The organism is Maribacter sp., assembly GCF_039974175.1.
In the GTDB taxonomy this organism is placed as follows: domain Bacteria; phylum Bacteroidota; class Bacteroidia; order Flavobacteriales; family Flavobacteriaceae; genus Maribacter_C.
The window spans coordinates 221,868-240,633 of the sequence record NZ_JBDWJN010000012.1; the positions used below are offsets into that span (position 1 = coordinate 221,868).

Annotated in this window: 15 protein-coding genes and 1 tRNA gene; 7 read left to right on the plus strand and 9 right to left on the minus strand. The window is 39.4% G+C overall.

Annotated features, from left to right (window positions below; genetic code table 11):
- The first annotated feature begins 1 nt into the window (after position 1).
- A complete protein-coding gene (locus ABJN95_RS17250) occupies positions 2-1,204 on the plus strand; it encodes a hypothetical protein (RefSeq protein ID WP_348372232.1) in 1,203 nt (400 codons plus the stop codon).
- Positions 1,205-1,302: 98 nt separating this feature from the next.
- On the opposite strand, the gene ABJN95_RS17255 is transcribed toward ABJN95_RS17250, so the two are convergent.
- On the minus strand, positions 1,303-2,826 hold the full coding sequence (locus tag ABJN95_RS17255) for a sulfatase (RefSeq protein WP_348372235.1): 1,524 nt from the start codon (positions 2,824-2,826) through the stop codon (positions 1,303-1,305).
- Positions 2,827-2,880: 54 nt separating this feature from the next.
- Between ABJN95_RS17255 and ABJN95_RS17260 the strand changes: the two genes are divergently transcribed.
- Positions 2,881-3,942: a Gfo/Idh/MocA family oxidoreductase gene (locus ABJN95_RS17260; RefSeq protein ID WP_348372236.1), complete on the plus strand. Its 1,062-nt coding sequence runs from the start codon at positions 2,881-2,883 to the stop codon at positions 3,940-3,942.
- A gap of 111 nt (positions 3,943-4,053) precedes the next feature.
- On the opposite strand, the gene ABJN95_RS17265 is transcribed toward ABJN95_RS17260, so the two are convergent.
- Positions 4,054-5,238 (minus strand): NlpC/P60 family protein, encoded by a 1,185-nt coding sequence (locus ABJN95_RS17265; protein WP_348372238.1) that lies wholly within the window; start codon positions 5,236-5,238, stop codon positions 4,054-4,056.
- A gap of 669 nt (positions 5,239-5,907) precedes the next feature.
- On the opposite strand from ABJN95_RS17265, the gene ABJN95_RS17270 reads away from it, so the two are divergent.
- Complete coding sequence (locus ABJN95_RS17270) at positions 5,908-6,519, plus strand: short chain dehydrogenase (protein WP_348372240.1); 612 nt, start codon at positions 5,908-5,910, stop codon at positions 6,517-6,519.
- A 104-nt stretch (positions 6,520-6,623) separates the two neighbouring features.
- Here ABJN95_RS17270 and ABJN95_RS17275 read toward each other — a convergent pair whose 3' ends face one another.
- From ABJN95_RS17275 to rpiB, 3 genes are all read right to left on the minus strand, one after another.
- Positions 6,624-7,067: a GNAT family N-acetyltransferase gene (locus tag ABJN95_RS17275; protein WP_348372242.1), complete on the minus strand. Its 444-nt coding sequence runs from the start codon at positions 7,065-7,067 to the stop codon at positions 6,624-6,626.
- A gap of 101 nt (positions 7,068-7,168) precedes the next feature.
- Positions 7,169-8,089 carry a cation diffusion facilitator family transporter gene (locus ABJN95_RS17280; protein ID WP_348372243.1) on the minus strand — a complete coding sequence of 307 codons (921 nt, stop codon included), beginning with the start codon at positions 8,087-8,089 and terminating at the stop codon, positions 7,169-7,171.
- Between the two features lie 129 nt (positions 8,090-8,218).
- The gene (gene rpiB, locus ABJN95_RS17285) at positions 8,219-8,650 is read right to left on the minus strand and encodes a ribose 5-phosphate isomerase B (RefSeq protein WP_348372245.1); all 432 of its coding nucleotides are present in this window, start codon (positions 8,648-8,650) and stop codon (positions 8,219-8,221) included.
- Positions 8,651-9,378: 728 nt separating this feature from the next.
- Between rpiB and rnr the strand changes: the two genes are divergently transcribed.
- The 4 genes from rnr (at position 9,379) to ABJN95_RS17305 (ending at position 14,026) form a co-directional block, all read left to right on the plus strand.
- Entirely contained in the window at positions 9,379-11,574 is a 2,196-nt protein-coding gene (gene rnr, locus ABJN95_RS17290; protein WP_348372246.1) for a ribonuclease R, read from the plus strand.
- A gap of 58 nt (positions 11,575-11,632) precedes the next feature.
- Complete coding sequence (locus ABJN95_RS17295; protein ID WP_348372248.1) at positions 11,633-12,316, plus strand: head GIN domain-containing protein; 684 nt, start codon at positions 11,633-11,635, stop codon at positions 12,314-12,316.
- On the plus strand, positions 12,313-13,278 hold the full coding sequence (locus ABJN95_RS17300) for a polysaccharide deacetylase family protein (protein ID WP_348372249.1): 966 nt from the start codon (positions 12,313-12,315) through the stop codon (positions 13,276-13,278). The genes ABJN95_RS17295 and ABJN95_RS17300 overlap by 4 nt, the downstream gene beginning before the upstream one ends.
- Positions 13,279-13,339: 61 nt before the next feature.
- Positions 13,340-14,026, plus strand: a complete 687-nt coding sequence (locus ABJN95_RS17305; protein WP_348372251.1) for a LysE family transporter — start codon at positions 13,340-13,342, stop codon at positions 14,024-14,026.
- Between the two features lie 208 nt (positions 14,027-14,234).
- Here the strand turns inward: ABJN95_RS17305 and ABJN95_RS17310 are convergent.
- The 4 genes from ABJN95_RS17310 to ABJN95_RS17325 form a co-directional block, all read right to left on the minus strand.
- Positions 14,235-14,305 (minus strand) — tRNA-Cys (locus tag ABJN95_RS17310).
- Between the two features lie 45 nt (positions 14,306-14,350).
- Positions 14,351-14,713: a dihydroneopterin aldolase gene (gene folB / locus ABJN95_RS17315; protein WP_348372253.1), complete on the minus strand. Its 363-nt coding sequence runs from the start codon at positions 14,711-14,713 to the stop codon at positions 14,351-14,353.
- 133 nt (positions 14,714-14,846) lie between these two features.
- Complete coding sequence (locus tag ABJN95_RS17320) at positions 14,847-15,791, minus strand: type IX secretion system membrane protein PorP/SprF (protein WP_348372255.1); 945 nt, start codon at positions 15,789-15,791, stop codon at positions 14,847-14,849.
- Positions 15,792-15,809: 18 nt separating this feature from the next.
- Positions 15,810-18,766, minus strand: a 2,957-nt coding sequence (locus ABJN95_RS17325; protein ID WP_348372256.1) for a T9SS type B sorting domain-containing protein, incomplete at its 5' end; no start/stop codon positions are given.

An 18,766-nucleotide genomic window follows, 5' to 3' on the forward strand; every position in this document is an offset into this window, starting at 1 on the left:
GATGAATTTAAGAGCTTTAATAATTTTTTACCTTTTTAGCACTGTCTTAAGTGCTCAACAATTTGAACCGGGAGTGATAATTGATTCTATACCTGTTGCAAATAGTACCAATGAGTCTTTTGCGCTATATCTTCCGATAGCCTACAACACTGATATACCTTCGCCTGTTCTTATTGTTTTTTCTCCTTCTGGTAACGGTAAAGAGGGCGTTGAGACATTTGTTAAAGCAGCAGAAACCTACAACCATATTATCGTCTGTTCCAACAATTCTAGAAACGGATCTTTAGATCGGAACATTGCGATCGCACAACGTCTTTTTAATCATGTTTTTTCAAATTTCAAAATCAGTGAAAACCGAATTTATCTGGCAGGGTTTTCTGGAGGGTCACGCTTGGCAACAGCTATAGCAACGCAAAGCGATCAAATTACAGGAGTTATAGCCTGCGGAGCAGGGTTTATAGCAAATCCCACTTATATGCCTTCAAAACAGAATTTCGCTTACGCTGGTCTTTGTGGAGACCGAGATATGAATTTTAAAGAAATGGTTGGTGTTCGAAAATATCTAAATCGTTTAAATCTTCGTAACACCCTTTTTACGTTCGACGGCGGTCATAAGTGGCCCCCAATTGAGCAAATTTTAATGGCTTTCGCCTGGCTTGAAATAGAATCTCTAAAAAATGGTCATCTTAAAAAACCCGAAAGCGAAGTCATGAAAGGCTATACAAAGAATCTTGAGGGAGCTGAAATCGCCATCAAAAACAATCAACCTCTTCTTGCTGCAGCATATTATGAACGTGCTGTTAACACTTACGGCTCATTCTTTAACCTAGATTCCGTAAGCCAAAAGCTTCAAAATATTAAAAAAGACAAAGTTTATATTAAAACTCTTAAGTCTCGTGAAAAGGCCTTTAATAAGGAAGATGTTTGGACCCCTATTCTTCTCAAACGTTTTGATAGCGATTATGAAAATCCAAAAAATGCAAACCTCGATTGGTGGGATAGTGTGTTTAAAAAACTAAGCAAGCGAGGTGCTAAGGCAGATTCTGAGATGCTCAACATGATTGAAAGGTTGCGATTTAAAGTATTTGTAGCGGCCTATATGAAAAATAATTCTGATAGCGCTAAGCCAAGGGGAGATCAGCTTGTGTTTTGTAAAGCTTTGGTTTTGCAATTATATCCTAAACCGAACAAAGATGAATTATAACATCGCTGACTGAACAATCGAAACCCATCCTCTACGCGGCACCGAAAAATTAGGAGCTGAAAAGGAAATCATTAGATATGCATCGAAGTCATTCCAAGTTATTGTTCGCAGGGAATCACCCTGAACTTATTTCCTTTTTGAATAGCCATTTGATATTCCTCTATTTTTTTATCCAAATCAAAATTCTGAAAATCGTACTCAGGAGTATATAAGAGTGTGTCCCAATAAATGGTAAGGGGTTCGGTCGCTCTCAAGTCATTGGTTTGCTTCATCCAATTTTTCAATTCCTTTCTTAGGCTTATAACATCAGCCCGATAGGCCTTATTTTCTATTTCATTTTTTAGGTTAAAAGGGTCATTGCTTAAGCGGTATAATTCTTCCGATGGTCGTTTCCCAAAGGCCAATTTAAAATAGTTTTTGTCTGAAAGTTTTCCTTCCATTTTCATGATTAGAAACTTTGAAATGGAATTATCGACATCGCCATATTGCCCAACCGAAATATGGGCATTCGGATCACCAGCTGGCCAACGATCTGGTTCAAAATTCTTGATATACAGAAATTCTTTAGTGCGAATAGCCCTTATTGGATAACTCAAATCGCCCTTGCGCACGTTGGCGTGGCGTTCACGTTCTAAAAAGACTTTAGTCCGGTCAGATTTATTTCCCTGTGAAGTAAAGATTTCGAGCAAACTGCTTCCACTAAAAACTAAGGGAATCTCTAGTTGGGCTGCTTCCAAAAACGTTGGGGCGAAATCAACAAAATTCATAAAGTCTGTAACGATCTTTCCTCCTTCAATATGGTCTTTCCAGTACATCGCTAGCGGCATACGTGTGCCATAATCGTATAATGTTGCCTTTGCCCTCGGAAATGGCATGCCGTTATCACTTGTCATTATTATTAATGTGTTTTCAAGCATTTGGTTTTCCTTCAACTGGGCGATAATGTTACCACACTCCCTATCAAAACGCTCCACTTCATAATAGTAATCGAGGATGTCATTTCTGACGCAAGGTAAGTCAGGAAGAAAACCCGGTACCTCGACCAGACTCAGGTCCATGCCTGTTTTGACGCCGCTATTGGTCTCATAAATCCGATGTGGGTCACTACTGCCGAACCAATAGACAAATGGCTGTTCGTCTTTCTTATTCTTTAAAAACGTTCTAAAGTCGGGGTAATCCCTACCGGCAGGATTATGCTCATAGCCACCTGCCTTAAAATCTCCTGGAGCCCAACCTTTTCGGCTTTTTCCAGAATGATAACCCGCTTCCTTCAATAAGGAAACCCAATTCGGAAATTTATTAGGAATGACCGACCACAAATTTCCAGCACTTTCATTTTGGTGCGGATACCTTCCCAGTAAAATGCTCGCACGTGAAGGTGAACATGACGGGGCGCTACAATAGGCATTTTCAAAAACCGCCCCATTTTCAGCTAGCCAGTCAAAGGTTGGGGTGTGTACTACTTTATCACCATACGCACCTGCATGAGGATACGACCAATCATCGGCGATTAAAAATAGAATGTTAGGCGTTTGGGGTGGATTTTCATTCCATTTCTTCTCAATTGGGCGGGTTACTGAGCAAATCAGGCCCAAAAATATCAAAAGGATAGTGTTTTCCATTTGTTACTTATATTTTCTAACTTGACATAACAAGATAATTAGAATAACCAAACTATGCAGAAAATCAGCGTTTTAGTTGTAGGTTGTGGTAATATGGGCACTTCTCATGCAAGGGCCTATCATCAAATGAAAGATTTCGAAATCGTCGGTCTTGTAAGCCGAAAACCTGCAAGTCGTATGAAATTGTCAAAAGAATTAGGGGGCTATCGCACCTTTGAAAATTTTGAGACAGCTTTGATAGAAACGACTCCGGAGGCAGTTTCAATAAATACCTATCCTGATACGCATTATGAATATGTCAAAGCCGCTTTGAATAGCAATGCGCACGTTTTTATAGAAAAGCCTTTGGCATTAACGGTTAAAGATGCACAAACCTTGGTCGATTTAGCGCATCAAAAAGGCAAAAAAATAGTTGTGGGTTATATTCTTCGAGTACACCCGGCATGGGCAAAATTTGTCGAAGTAGCTCGAACCCTCGGCAAACCCTTGGTCATGCGCATGAACCTCAACCAACAAAGTTCAGGTGCCAATTGGTACACCCACAAACAGCTCATGAATTCTATGTCTCCTATTGTGGATTGCGGCGTGCATTATGTAGATGTAATGTGTTTAATGACACAATCGGAGCCGATAAGTGTCAGTGCAATCGGCGCTAGACTATCAGATGAAATCGATTTGGAAATGTATAACTACGGACAATTACAAGTACGGTTTAAAGATGGTTCTGTAGGTTGGTACGAAGCGGGTTGGGGACCTATGATGAGCGAAACCGCCTTTTTCGTAAAAGACGTCATCGGTCCCAAAGGTTGCGTGTCAATCGTTGATCAGGCTAAGGGTGATTCCGACAGTGTGGATGATCACTCGAAAACTGGAGCCTTAAAACTACATCATAGCGCCACTGATGCATCTGGAAATTTTACAAAACCAGACGAAATCATCGACACTTCAGACGAACCCGACCACGACGCGCTTTGCCGTTTGGAGCAAGAATATTTTCTGAAAGCTATTCAGAATGATTTAAATTTAAGTGATCACTTGCGCGATGCCGTCAATAGTCTGCGCATCGTTTTGGCCGCCGACGAATCTTTCAGAACCGGAAAAACAGTTGTATTATAAACTCTTTACGAAGAAGTATCTTATGGAAAATTAAGCTGTCGGGCTTTGCGAGAAACAGTTTGTTTCACGCTCTCTATTAAACACGCTCAGAATGACCGTTCGCAACAACGATTACTTAAAGAGCGGGGTGCGTTTTAAATCAATCAAATCTTTGTCTTTCTCCCTTAGAATACGTTTTGATCGTAAATATCGATTCAAGTTATACTCGTCAAAATTCTCTGCCTTGCTATCCATGCTGCTCACACGCACTTGGTTCGATGCATGAATGAATTCGTTATTGCCGATCCACATACCCACATGTACTACCTTTTCTTTAGTGGAATCAGTTGCTTTTCTTCCGAAAAATAACAAATCTCCTTTTTCCAAATGCGCAAAGTTTTTATGCTCGTCAATTTGTTTTCCAGTATGTACTTGTTGTGAAGCGTCTCTTGGAATCACCATTCCATTTAAGAAATAAATGGTTTTAGTAAAACCACTACAATCCATGCCTTTGGTAGAAGTGCCACCCCACAAATAGGGCACCCCTACCAAGGTTTTTGAGGTCGCTATCAAAGATTCTCCGGTCGCATTCATTGCAGCTATCCATTGTTCATAAGGTTGTGATTCGTTTTTACTGACATACCCAATTCTACCATCTGGATACTTTACGGCATAATAGTCATTTTGCTCATTCAAAAATTCCAATACGCCGCCAGCGACCAAATCGGTGACCACTTGAGATCTAGCATCGGGTTCCGTATAAGAGTGTCCATAGGTTTTGGTATAAATAATTTTTTCGGCAGATTTCCAACTGTTATGCTCTTCATCCGATAGGGAAATTATTCCTCCATTGTCAACCCAAGACAGGTATTTGTCAGGTGTTTGTACGTAATACCAGTCGCCTTCCCTTTTGTAAATTTGTACCGGTGTACCTAAAGTAGCCTGGGTTGCCAATTCTGCTGAATGCTTGGGATTACTACGAAGGTTGGAAACCGAGTTGTTTATCAATCCATTTGTTTTTCCCTGTACTTCTTGGGAAGGCAAAAGTTGAATACTATCAATAAAAGCTAGGTTTTCGCCATTCAACTTTTCCTTGAGGGCGGTAACAGCATCTGGAAGATTGCTTTCGCCTTTTAAAACCACCAAATCACCTTTCAGTTTGGCTGTCACCTCAAAAAGCGCTACCCTTTTATCAGGGGCGAATTTCGCCTTTACTTCCTGTAAGTGTTCGGCCAATAGATTTTCTTCTTTAGGGGTTTCAACGCAGGCAGTCAATAGCAATAGGGCGACTGCACAGCGTAGACTTATCTTTTTCATCAATCTCAATAATTGGGTTATGTATGGAAATTTAGTTCTTTTTTTTGGCATTCTGTTTCCATCTGAATTCAATTTCCAGCGTCGAGCTCGTTTCAAGTGAGGGTACATAAGATTGGTATACCATAGACACCTCAAATTGATAGGCAAAAGCATCTATAATTTATAAACATGCCCTCATACCTAGCTCTGAGCAGCAAAACGCAATGCAAGATGTTGCGGTCAATAACCATCCATTTTTGGTATTACGCTCTTTACGATATACTTCTTAGTTGCTAAAATCTCAGAGTTCATTCCTATATATCGAGAATTATCGATATATTAGTTGTATGGATCTCAAACGGCTACCGAAACTGGCAAATGTTTGTCTAACATTCCAAGAATTGCATTTTGGAATGGCCGAAAGTGCCAGAAAGAACCTATAGGACTGTCATGATGGAGTTTTTATGACCTACATTTAAGAAAAATCGGGTCCTTCTAAATCTATGATTTCTACTTACTGGTCACATATTGAAAAATGTGGCTTGCTGATTACGACCCGACATGGAAAATGGTCTTAGTTCAAACACAATGAAGAGCTGCTACTGCAATATACCGCGTTTCTGCTCCAAAAAATCTAAAATGAAACATCGAAACATTTAATTATAGCAATTCAACTTAAACGTATAAAAAATGAAAATAGCTGTTATTGGCGGTTCAGGAACTATTGGAAAACACCTCGTATCATTTTTCTCAAAAGACCATCAGGTTCTTGTGGCGGGTCGAAGTTCAAAAGATTATCCGGTTGATATCGCCGATACTACATCTATAAAGCAACTTTTTAGCAAAATAAAAAAAACAGGTGGGGTAGATGCCATTATTTGTGCTGCTGGAGAAGCAAAATGGGCTCCTTTAAAAGATATGTCTGAAGCAGATTTTTATGTTGGTTTGCGCAGTAAATTGATGGGTCAGGTAAATATAGTACGTTATGCACACAACTGCCTAAAACCTGAGGGTTCGATAACACTCACAACAGGAATACTAGCTGATGACCCGGTGTATATGACCACGAGTGCAGCCATGGTAAATGGTGGCATCCATAGTTTTGTAAAAGCAGCGGCTATTGAGATGCCAAAAAAGATTCGGGTTAATGTAGTTTCTTCGGGTGTGGTGATGGATGCTTACGACAAATACGAGGCTTATTTTCCAGGCCACCCTCCTATTCCAATGGATAAAATGTTAATGGGCTACCGCAGAAGTGTACTTGGAAGGGTTTCTGGCGAGGTCATTAGAATATATTCTTAAGCAATTGGCATTTAGGAAATGTAAAATAATTATGATTTGAGCAGAGGCACTTTTACAATTTGAAAATTTTATGATCTACAAATTGGTGATGCGATTTCTACAAATTACCCTTTGAGCATCAGTACGTGTGGAATACCATCTTCTAAGTATTCACCACCTTTTTCAATAAAACCAAGGGAGTTGTAGAAGCGTTTTAAATAGGTTTGTGCTGAAAGTGCTATTGAAGTTTCTTTGAATCTTTCCTCCACTACCTTGATAGAAGCTTTCATAATTTCCAAGCCGTAACCGTGTTGACGTTCTCCAGCGGCAACCGCCACGCGACCAATACTGGCTTGTGCTAAATAGTCACCTCCCTTAAAGATTCTGGTGTAGGCCACAATTTTGTGATCTTTGGTACCAATCACATGCACCGCTTTTTGGTCTTTTCCATCTACATCTTGATAGACACATTCTTGTTCAACCACAAAAATTTCGGAACGCAGTTGTAATAGGCCGTACAACTCGCTAGTGGTTAATTCATCAAAGGTTTTTGTCGAAATCCTGAGCATAACATTATTTTAAAACTTTTACCTCAAACTTGAATACGTTATAATGCTTAAACAAGTGCCTATTAAAATTTTTTTTGTCTAAGAGCACAGCGGTCTTACATCTAATCTTGTACAATTACCTGCTTGCTATCACACTTCCCAAACTCCGGTTGAATATTCACGTGGTTGATACCGTGATTATGATAGACCTCTTCCTCTATTCTTTCTAAAATCGCATCAAATTCAGATAAGCGAATATCCTCATTAAAATCGATATGGGCTTCAAGATGTACTTCGTCTTCATTCAACTGCCAAACATGTACATGATGTACATTTTTTATGGGTTTTATTTTGCCAATGGCTTCAACAATTTCCTGCACCTGTATTGAATTGGGTGTAAACAACATCAATACCCGGGTCGATTGTTTTAACAAATCAAATCCCATAAATATCAAATACACAGCAATAGCCAAAGTCAAAGCAGGGTCGACCCAATACCACTGATAGTATTTCATTAGAATTCCCCCGATCAAGACCGCTACCGACGCCATCATATCAGTTAGTAAGTGCAAATAAGCCGACTTCATATTCATATTGCTATCGGCATCTTTTTTTAGGAGGAGCACACTGAATCCGTTTGCGGCGATTCCTAATATAGACAACCAAATCACTAAATTAGATTCCACCTCTTGCGGATTTTGAAAACGTTCAATTGCTTCAATAATTAAAATCACAGCCACGATCATCAATGTTGCTGCATTGACAAAAGCAGCAATGATTTCAGCGCGTTTGTACCCAAATGTTTTATTAGTAGAAGAAGGTTTCTTTGAAAGGAGATTCGCTATATAGCTCACAATCAAAGAGAGCACATCGCTAAAATTATGTAGTGCATCAGAGAGTAACGAAAGACTTCCTGATATCAACCCCCCCATTACTTGAGATATGGTAATCAAGATGTTCAGGACAATGGAAATAATTAGATTCCGTCCTTTTAAATCTGGGTGATGATGATGATTATGACTATCTGAGTGATTATGGCCCATGTACTTTTTTAGCTTGTATCTATGCAATGAACCGGTTTACAAAAGAGGCCAAACCGCTGCGCTTTGAGAATTAAAAGACTAAATACAATTTTAGTCTTGTTGTTTGACGCTCCAAATCTAGACTAATTTTCACGGACAAGGTATCTTCTCAATACGACGTTCGTGTCTTCCACCTTCGAATTTCGTATCTAAAAACATGTTTACCATTTCCAAAGCCTGAGGTAAAGAAATAAAACGTGCCGGAAGACTTAGAATATTTGCTCCGTTATGTTCTCTTGCTAGTTGCACGATTTCTTTGTTCCAGCATAAAGCGCATCGTACTTTTTGATGTTTGTTCGCAGTCATCGATGCGCCATTACCGCTTCCGCAGATAATGATGCCCCTGTCTACGGCTCCGTCAGCTACATCTTTTGCTACGGGATGCACAAAATCTGGGTAATCGACACTATCTGTTCCATCGGTACCATGATTCGATACCTCAATGTTCTTAGATTTCAATAAACCAATAATGGCTAGTTTGTACTCTGTACCTGCGTGGTCATTTCCGATAGCTATTTTCATCTAGATATTTTATTTTTTAAAGTCAGATGTAATTCGCCAATCATCATAGTAACAAAGGTTAATACGCGTTCATGACTCATTTCATTGGTCTGTCTTTAATAGGTTAGTTAACTGGTGTGGGGAATCGCTATCACAAATGTACAAATAGATGAGTTTCACCACAACTAATAATACCTTCACAACACTTATTTCAATTTTGACAATTTCAGTTGTTTATTTGTTGTTCAAATTCCCTGTGAAAATTGTTGATAACGTTACAACAAAATCTCACTTTTAAGTTTTGTAAAACCATTTAAATAGTCCTTTACAAAACCTGCGGTAGAATCCATAATTTACTTCTCAGAAATTAAGATAAAGATATTAAACCTGCAGATTGAGAAGTTAACACTACCTTTGTAATTACTTATTATAAATTTTGTGTTGATATCACTTATGAAGATAAGTTGATAAAAATGGTAAACAACTGATTTCTAAAACGAATCGCGTTGTACAAAATGTCAATAAATTTTAAAATCGGTTCAAAGCAAATTTTCTTTGAATTTTTTATCTCCCTTATTAACATCCTATCATAACCATCATTTTTATTTAAATTTTAAAAAGAAAAAAGAATATATTGATATATGTGTTCATAACCTTTCTGAATTGTACAAATAAATTCATGTGAACCTGTATCTGAAAAATGCGGTGGGATAAATTTGCAAATTCCACTCCAATTAAGAGAGAAATTAATGTCTAAGAAGAAGAAAAACAAAAAGGCAAAAAACCATAGAAAAAACGAAATAACAAAGGGCATCTTTACAGTACTTGAAAAAGAACCTAAGAAGAGTTTCAATTACAAACAAATTGCTTCAAAGATAGGCGTGACAGAGGCTCACGACCGAAACGTATTGATAAAAAAGTTGGTTCAGCTTAAGGAAAGTAAGCGAATTGTTGAAGAAGGTCGCGGTAGTTATAAGGCAATTCCATCTACAAAAACATACCATACGGGTACTGTTGATATTACAGGAAGAGGTAATGCCTATATTATTGTTGAAGGTAGCGATGATGATGTGTTCGTGCCCTTTAATAAACTAAAAAAAGCATTTCATAACGATACCGTTGAGGTCTACATTTATCCCAGAAGAAAAGGGAAAAAATTGGAAGGTGAAATTACGAAAGTGGTCGAGCGCAACAAAAACGAATTCGTCGGCATTGTAGATATGCAAAAAACTTTTGCATTTATACGTCCTACAGATTTCCGAATGTATACTGATATCTTCGTTTCCCAAGATAAAATTGGAAAAGCTACCGATGGTGATAAAGTCATTGTAGAAATTACGGAATGGCCCGAGAATGCCGATTCTCCATTCGGGAAAATTACCGAGGTGTTAGGAAAGCCGGGAGAACACGATACAGAAATTCATTCCATTTTAGCAGAATACGGATTGCCATATGCGTTTCCGCTGGAAGTAGAGCGCTATGCTAACCAATTAGATACCGCTATAAAGCCCGAAGAAATCGCAAAACGAAGGGATATGCGTAACGTATTAACGTTTACCATTGACCCTAAAGATGCGAAGGATTTTGACGATGCCCTTTCATTTGAAGTTTTGGAAAATGGGAATTACGAAATTGGAATTCATATTGCCGATGTTTCACATTATTTACAGGAAGGAACCGTTCTTGATGACGAAGCTTACAATCGTGCTACCTCGGTATATTTAGTGGATCGCGTAGTGCCTATGCTACCAGAAGTTTTATCGAACAATGCTTGTTCGTTACGACCTAATGAAGAAAAATACACTTTTTCGGCCGTCTTTGAATTGGATGATAAAGCGAATATAAAAAACCAATGGTTTGGTCGAACTGTAATCGATTCTAATGAACGTTTTGCCTACGAGGAAGCGCAATATATCATCGAAAGTGGAAATGGCAAAATACCAGATGATATTTCTATTCGCGGTGCTGCCTATACTGTTTCTAAGGAAGTTGTAAACGCTACGCTAACTTTAGATAGCCTTGCCAAAATCATGCGTGCGGCACGTATGCAACAAGGTGCTATCTCATTTGATAAGGTGGAGGTACGGTTTAATCTGAATGAAAAGGCAGAACCGACTAGCGTGTATTTTAAAGAGGCAAAAGATGCCAATAAACTAATCGAAGAATTTATGTTGTTGGCCAATCGAAAAGTGGCGCAATTCATCGGAAAGCAAAAACCGACTAAGACTTTTGTGTATCGTATTCACGATAATCCGAATGAAGATAAATTAATAGCGCTAAACGGTATTATTTCCCGCTTCGGGCATAAGTTGAACTTTAAAGATAAAAAGTCTATTAGCGCTTCTCTTAACAAGCTTCTCGAGGACGTTAAAGGCAAGAAAGAACAGAATTTAGTAGATACACTTGCCATACGAAGTATGAGTAAGGCAATTTATACCACTGATAATATAGGCCATTACGGATTGGCCTTTGATTATTACTCGCATTTTACATCTCCAATACGCAGGTATCCTGATGTGATGGTACATCGTTTATTACAGCATTATTTAGATGGTGGGGCTTCACCGAAAGCAGAAGTTTATGAAGAAAAGTGTAAGCATTCTTCAGATATGGAGTATTTAGCTGCAAGTGCCGAACGCGATTCGATAAAATACATGCAAATTAAGTTTATGCAAGACCATCAAGACCAGGAATTCGTGGGGGTAATTTCTGGTGTGACTGAATGGGGTATATATGTGGAGATTATCGAAAATAAGTGTGAAGGCATGGTTCGTATTCGTGATATAAAAGGGGATTATTATATATTTGATGAGAAGGAATACGCAATTTATGGTGAGCGCACCAAAAAATCGTATCAATTGGGTGATGAAGTTGTAGTAATGGTGAAGAATACAGACTTGGTAAAACGTCACCTAGATTTTACCCTTATCGGAAAGCATGAATAAATTCGTTCTTACACACGGGTTTGTAAATAACATGCCGAACAACCTAAATACTGATGTAATGAGACAAATACTACTGCTTCTAGTATCGTTTTTTGCACTATACAACTTGCAGTCGCAGGATGAAAGGATAACCAAAGATTTGCAAGCCTTTACCGAAGTAAAAGGCTTTGACGGTTTGTCAATAAACCTTATCAAATCAGATGCTAACAAAGCGGTAATTACTGGTGCAAATACAAATAGGGTTGCCATTGTTAATAGCAATGGAGTATTGAAACTACGTATGAAAATTGACAAACTTTTTAGTGGGTATCGCACGTTTATAGATTTATATTATACTGAAAAATTGATTGTCATTGATGTCAATGAAGATGCTAGAATCACCTCTCAAGAGATCATCAAACAAGATGTTTTAGAATTGAAAGCGCAAGAAGGAGGTGAACTCGACATCAATGCCGAAGTGGAACAACTGCTGATTAAAACCGTTACTGGTGGAATAATTAAGACGTCTGGTACCTCCGATCTACAAGACGTTGCCATCAATACCGGAGGTGTTTATGAGGGCAAGGACTTGAAAACAAAATTTTCTACTGTCAATGTGAATGCTGGTTCACGTGCCGAAATTCATGCTTTTGATTATGTGAAGGCTACTGTAAAAGCTGGTGGAGAGGTTTTGGTTTATGGAGACCCTGCAAAGATGGAGGAGAAAACCGTATTTGGTGGAAAGGTAACTCGGATGCAATGATGCGAAATCATCTAGTACTATTGTTGCTATTAACGGTTTTCTTTGGGTGTAAAAATTCTACAAACCAGAAAACTGCTAGAATTACAGAGCCCAAAACAACCGCAAAACCAACAGTCAGTTTTACATTTGACGACGGAATCACTTATGGTATTGCCGGTTTTAACTTGGCGGAATGGAACGAAATGATATTGTCGCATCTCGAGAAAGAAAATATACAGGCGGTTTTTTTTGTTACAGGTGAGAATAAATTGGATACCAAAGGTCAGTTTCTTCTTAAGAGCTGGAACGACAAGGGACATAAAATAGCAAACCATTCTTTTACGCATCCTAATTTCAATTCCGAAAAAAATTCTTCTCTTTTATTTGAGGAAGAGCTTTTAAAAACCGATTCCGTTATTTCGAAATTTAGCAACGGTATCAAACTATTTCGCTTTCCCTATTTAAAAGAAGGGGGTAATAAACTGAAAGTAGATAGTATTAGAAACCTACTCGCCGAAAATAATTACTTGAATGGCTATGTGACCATTGACGCATCGGATTGGTACATTAACCAGCGTTTAATAGATAGAATTAAGGAAAAAGGGTTTGATAAAGCAGAAATTAATAGGTTTAAAGATTTCTACCTCCAACATCTTATGGAGCGGGCAAACTATTATGAAAAGCTTTCCTTCGCAATGAACCAAAAGCACATTGACCACACGCTATTGCTTCATCACAATTTGACATCTGCCTTATTCTTAGGCGATCTCATTGAAAAATTCAAAAGTGAAGGGTGGAATGTAATAAGTGCAGCTAACGCATATCAAGACGAAGTATTCAACGAAATACCACAGCCTGAGTTTGCTGGAGAAAGTTTAATCTGGTCTAAGGCCAAACAGTCGGGAGCGTTTGAAACCTCTTTGAGATATCCGGCTGAAGATAGTCGATACGAAAAGAAAAAAATGGATATCCTTGGGCTATAGTTAGCCAAGAGACAAGAATACAAACAAAATGTACAAACAATAACCAGTAACGCATACCTAAATGTTAGAAGACGTACAGGCGGCAATTCCACTAGGCTTTTTCTTGAGCTTTATGATCGGGCCTGTTTTTTTTGTACTGCTTGAGACAAGCGCTATTAAAGGTTTTCGAGCGGCCATTGTATTTGATCTAGGGGTTCTTCTAGCGGATGTTCTCTTTATTACGGTGGCCTACTTTAGTAGTTTTCAACTCTTGGAAAACCTGAGTAATCAACCCGGACTTTATGTCTTTGGAGGCGCTATACTTTTGGTATATGGCATTACTACTTTTGCTAAAAAAGACTCAAGGAAAAAAGTTAGGGAAACCGAGGAGAAAGCCGTTAAAATTAGCAAAGGTTATCTGGGTTTGTTTATCAAGGGATTTCTGCTCAATTTTATCAACATTGGCGTCCTTGTTTTTTGGCTGGGCGTGATCATTGTTGTTGGCCCCAGCGTAGATAATGATCCTAGTAGAATCAGAATTTTCTTTGGTTCCATGTTATTGGCCTATTTTATTACCGATGTTTTCAAGATTCTTTTAGCCAAGCAACTCAAACAAAAGCTGACTCCCGAAAGAATTCATTTGATAAAAAAAGGACTTGGTGTTATTTTAGTTATCTGTGGCTTGGTTTTGATTACAAAAGGATTTCTTCCAAAAGATAAATTCAATATTGAAAAAGGAATAGAAGAAATCGAACGGATTCGTGAATAATTCGAAACCTCTTCGCAAGGAACGGAGCAATTTGTTGAATTCTATGAAGTCTCGAACAATTGCATCAGTCAGAAAACCGTTTCACAAAGACAAAACATAAGAATTTCTGTAAGATTCTAAGACCTTGATCGCCCCGATGTTTCGTGGTAAAAGCCTTCAAGAGCAGATTTAAAACAAAAAAAGACCTCATTAAGTATGAAGTCTTTAGAGGCATCGAGCGGATTCGAACCGCTGTACAAGCTTTTGCAGAGCTGTGCCTAGCCACTCGGCCACGATGCCATTTTGTGCAGGCAAAGGTACTATGTTTTTTAACTATCGAAAAGCTTAAGCCTTCCTTTTTTCTTTCAAGACAACGGTTACTTTTTTCACATCACCACCTATAGGGGGGTTGATTTTTGAAACGGACACCTCTACTTTTTTCACATTTGATATTTCGGCAAATATCCGATCTACTATGCGTTTGCCAACATGCTCCAAAAGCTTTGAAGGCACTTTCATCTCTTCCTTTACGATTCGATTGATATGAACATAGTCGACGGTATCTGATAAATCGTCTGATTTGGAAGCTTTTTTTAGATTGGCATCTATGGCCACATCAACTGAATAATCACTACCTATGATTGTTTCTTCCTGCAAACAACCATGATGGGCATATACTCTAATATGTTCAACTTTGATTTTTCCCAAAATGAAGCTTTTGGCAAACTTAAACGAATCTATCGAATATTTAAAGGGTATTCTTGGGAAGTCTTAATACCTTGAAGCTCCTGAAACTATATTTATTTCAGCACGAAGCTTTGGCAGTGTATACTTGCGATTCTTAATAGGTACACCTACAATTACTAACACCTTGGAAAAGATCCACCCCAAGGGTAACAACATGGGTACCCGTACTGTATCCTAAGATTTCATTGAGAATTACCTGATAGGAATATCCGAAGTAAAAATTATTTTTTTTCAACCCAATTATGGGGGCAACATAAAGCGGATCACCGATTTGATCGTTCAGAAAACGGTAGGTTACCCCGGCATAGTAGTAATCTTCAAAATCATACCACCTGAATTTTACATTTAAATCAGTTACAGACCGACCATCACTTTCAAAAAGCTGAAAGAACACGGAAGGTTCGATTTCCAAATCGCTGTTTTTGTTCTTTTTATATCGATACCCAGTGTATACATAGTAATTACGAAGTCTGTTAGGTTCAAAAATCGGATTGAACTTGGTAAGATCTTTATTAATGATATTTGACGCATTTGCACTGAAGTAGAACTTATCGTAGCGGTACATCACACCAACGTCAAAGTTGTGATTTGTTGTTGCCCTATCATCGGTAACGCTAGGATCTAAGGCGTCAAAATTTTCAATATCGATACGAAACTGGTTAAAATTGTACGAAAGACCAAAAGATAAAAATTCATCATCGTAACGGTCTAAGGTCAAATGGTGTGCAAACGAAACACGAGCACCTCGTTGCTTTGTTTCCCCATTGCTATCATTGTACAGCAACATACCCAAACCTGATTTTTCGCCAACCCGCGCATCTGCTGCCAAAGATTGTGTGTCAGGGGCATCTTTAATACCAACCCATTGTGTAAGTCCGTTAATTCGAATTTTCACATGATCTCCGATTCCGGCATATGTTGGTGACATCACAAAAGGATTGTCCGCCAAATATTGCGAAAGCTGAGGAATGGTAAGTTCTTGGCCTTTCACGGCAAAGGCCGACAAGAAGAGCAGTAGAGTTAATAGTTTGTTTCGCATTGCTGTTTAGGTTAAGTATTATCGATAAAGGGTAAAATGTCCAACAAATTCACGGTCGTCATTTGCACCGCGCAGTTTAATTACGTACCAGTAATCGCCGGTAGGAAGTTCGTTTTGATTATAAAGACCATCCCAACCCGGGCTATTAAGGGTCATTCGATATAACTCCCTACCATAACGGTCAAATATGACAGTTAGTATTTCAGGGAAGCCTTCTTGGTTGAGTGGTATCCATACGTCATTGAGCCCATCTCCATCTGGGGTAAAGAAGTTCGGAATCTCTATATCTATGAATTCCATAAATATATTTGCCATAACCTCACAACCATTGGCATCAACCACTCGAACTACATAGGTGTCTGTTCTGTTAATGATAAAGGTGTTGTCAGAACCATTGTTTACATCGCCAAAGTAGAAGGTATAATCTTCAAGTCCGCCGGCCGCAGTTGCTGTTATGGTATTGATACCACTTTGCTCTACAGTAAGTGTTAGCGGTTCGAAGTTTTCGATTTCGAAATCAATTGTTTGAATACATCCGTTGGCATGCGCGATGGCTATATAATGTGAACCTGGAGCCGAATTTCTAAAGTCTGGGTTTAATTGCATATCGGCAGGGTCAGTAGAATCAAGGGCGTAAAGCACATCTCCTATGACCGAAGGGTCTTCTAAAGTGATATTCACGTAGTTATCGGGCGTATCACCTGTACATTCATAAACAGGCTCTACGGTTGCATTTAAATTTGCACCGGGCTCAATGGTAATGCCAACATCGGTCATACAACCGTTCGCATCGCGAACGAAGATGATGTAACCTCCAGCAGACAAATCGGTCAAGATTGTTCTGTCGTCAACAAAATTAGCCTCATCACTAAGTCGGGTGCTGTAGGGTGCTGTACCCCCTTGAATGGTCAAGGTAATTGTGCCGTCTTCATCACCAGCACATACTTCAGGAGTCGCCACGCCTGTAGCCGCCAGCGGGGCAGGCTCTGTGATCGTATAGTCTAACTGAATAAAGCAGCCGTTCTGATCTTGTGCGATTACGGTGTAATCACCAGGGGCGAGATCTACAAAGGTATTTTCGGTATCAAACTGATTCAAGTTGGGCGAAATAGCATATTGATAGCCACCTGCTCCACCAGAAAGCGATACCGTAATGGTTCCGTTTTCATCGCCGAAGCAAAGTGCGTTGGTAAATGAATCGGTATAATCAAGAGGAATTGGCTCTTCAATAATCACCATTTCAGCAGGAGTTGTACAATCTTCACTTGTAACATTTACGTAATAGGTTCCTGAAGTCAAGTTGTTGAACACGCCAGAAGTCTGAGGCCCAGCTATTCTAGATGCCAAGCTCAATGAGACATCGGTGTACAGTTCATACATGTAATTTCCAAGTCCGCCGGTAGCGTCAGCCGAAATGGTGGCCATATCGCCAACACATGCAATGATGGTAGCGTTAACCTCAGTAAATGCAAGAGGCATGATAACATCTTCTGTAATTTCATTGCTTAATACAGAAGCACAAGTATTAATCGCATCTCTAACATAATAGCGATAGGTTCCAGCACCTAAGGGCCCAGGAATGCTAGGGTTAGGAATTGCCGCTGTGCTACCCGTCATAGCAATCCAGTTGATATCGTCAATGCTATATTCATAGGTTCCACTTCCTCCAGCTGCAGAAAGCTCGAACTCAACCCCGGTTGCACATGTCAACGGGCTCGTACGAATCAATTGGGCCACAACTTCAATTGGGTTCACAATTTCAATAACCGCTGTTTCATCAGAACATCCTACATCGTCACTTACGGTAATGCTGTAGAATCCAGCATTTAGTCCGGAGAAGGTGCTTGAAGTTTGCCCCGCTGATGTGGTTACGATGCTTGTACCTGTCCCATCATATCGGTTGATTTGATAGGTGTAAGTTGGGCTGACATTTCTAACATTTACAGATGCCGTTGCCGTCGCGGTATTTCCGTTGAAGCACACTAAGGGCGTTGAAGCTATGGTCGCAACAAGCGCATCAGGAGTAATCAATGTAATGTTATCTGTAACCGGACATGCCTGCGCATCAGTAACGGTTATATCAAAGTTTCCACCAGACAAACCGGTGAATACAAAGGCTTCTACATTGGTTTCTGTATACGTCTGAGTTGTGGTTGTGTTATTCAATACGATGGTGTATGGCCCAACGCCACCTTCTGGATCAACCAAAATCACCCCTTGATCATCGGTACAGCTTGGACTGGCCTGTTCTGTTACCGTTACAGATACTGGAAATTCAGGTGCAATAATGCCAATTGTATTCGAATCATCTTGGCAGAAGGGCATATCCGTTTCTATAATGCGAACGTAATATTCTCCTCCAGGAAGATTAGAAATGACCAAAGGTGTGGTTGTATTTCCCGTTCCTGAGAAACCAGCTCCGACTACTGGGTTATCACTATCGTCGTAGACCTGGTACGAATAATTACCCGTATAGTTGTTAATAGCGATAGCGAAGCTTCCTTCGTCAACTCCGTTGTTCAAACACTCTTCATCGGTAAGCTTGGTTGCAACGACTTCGATAACATCAGGATCAATAACTTCGTGCGTAGTTTGAACAATACAACCCGTATCGAGATTGGTAACTGTGATAGCATAGCTACCCACAGTAAGACCAGTAAACAAACCAGTTGCATTCGTTTGATTGTAAACAACGTTTGTACCTGTTGTTGTGTATTCAAGATTTGGCGTTGCGGTTACTGGGGTAATGGTAACACCTACTTGAATTTCTTCAAGAATGGCTGGGTTACAGCTAATATCTTGTGTAACTGTTACCGTCGGGTTCGTAATCGCTACAAAAGGCAATATAGTTGCATTGGTTGTTCCTACACATCCGTTTTCGTCGTAGACGTTGATGATGTAAGTTCCACCAGCGATGTTGGTTTCGGTATAGCTAGTTGCTGAACCGTCTTGAACGACTACGTCGTCGCCTGTTG

Bases quoted from the DNA above. Each gene is read 5' to 3' on its own strand.
- ABJN95_RS17250 (WP_348372232.1), top strand. From the start codon at position 2: ATGAATTTAAGAGCTTTAATAATTTTTTACCTTTTTAGCACTGTCTTA.
- ABJN95_RS17255 (WP_348372235.1), bottom strand. From the start codon at position 2,826: ATGGAAAACACTATCCTTTTGATATTTTTGGGCCTGATTTGCTCAGTA.
- ABJN95_RS17260 (WP_348372236.1), top strand. From the start codon at position 2,881: ATGCAGAAAATCAGCGTTTTAGTTGTAGGTTGTGGTAATATGGGCACT.
- ABJN95_RS17265 (WP_348372238.1), bottom strand. From the start codon at position 5,238: ATGAAAAAGATAAGTCTACGCTGTGCAGTCGCCCTATTGCTATTGACT.
- ABJN95_RS17270 (WP_348372240.1), top strand. From the start codon at position 5,908: ATGAAAATAGCTGTTATTGGCGGTTCAGGAACTATTGGAAAACACCTC.
- ABJN95_RS17275 (WP_348372242.1), bottom strand. From the start codon at position 7,067: ATGCTCAGGATTTCGACAAAAACCTTTGATGAATTAACCACTAGCGAG.
- ABJN95_RS17280 (WP_348372243.1), bottom strand. From the start codon at position 8,089: ATGGGCCATAATCACTCAGATAGTCATAATCATCATCATCACCCAGAT.
- rpiB (WP_348372245.1), bottom strand. From the start codon at position 8,650: ATGAAAATAGCTATCGGAAATGACCACGCAGGTACAGAGTACAAACTA.
- rnr (WP_348372246.1), top strand. From the start codon at position 9,379: ATGTCTAAGAAGAAGAAAAACAAAAAGGCAAAAAACCATAGAAAAAAC.
- ABJN95_RS17295 (WP_348372248.1), top strand. From the start codon at position 11,633: ATGAGACAAATACTACTGCTTCTAGTATCGTTTTTTGCACTATACAAC.
- ABJN95_RS17300 (WP_348372249.1), top strand. From the start codon at position 12,313: ATGATGCGAAATCATCTAGTACTATTGTTGCTATTAACGGTTTTCTTT.
- ABJN95_RS17305 (WP_348372251.1), top strand. From the start codon at position 13,340: ATGTTAGAAGACGTACAGGCGGCAATTCCACTAGGCTTTTTCTTGAGC.
- ABJN95_RS17320 (WP_348372255.1), bottom strand. From the start codon at position 15,791: ATGCGAAACAAACTATTAACTCTACTGCTCTTCTTGTCGGCCTTTGCC.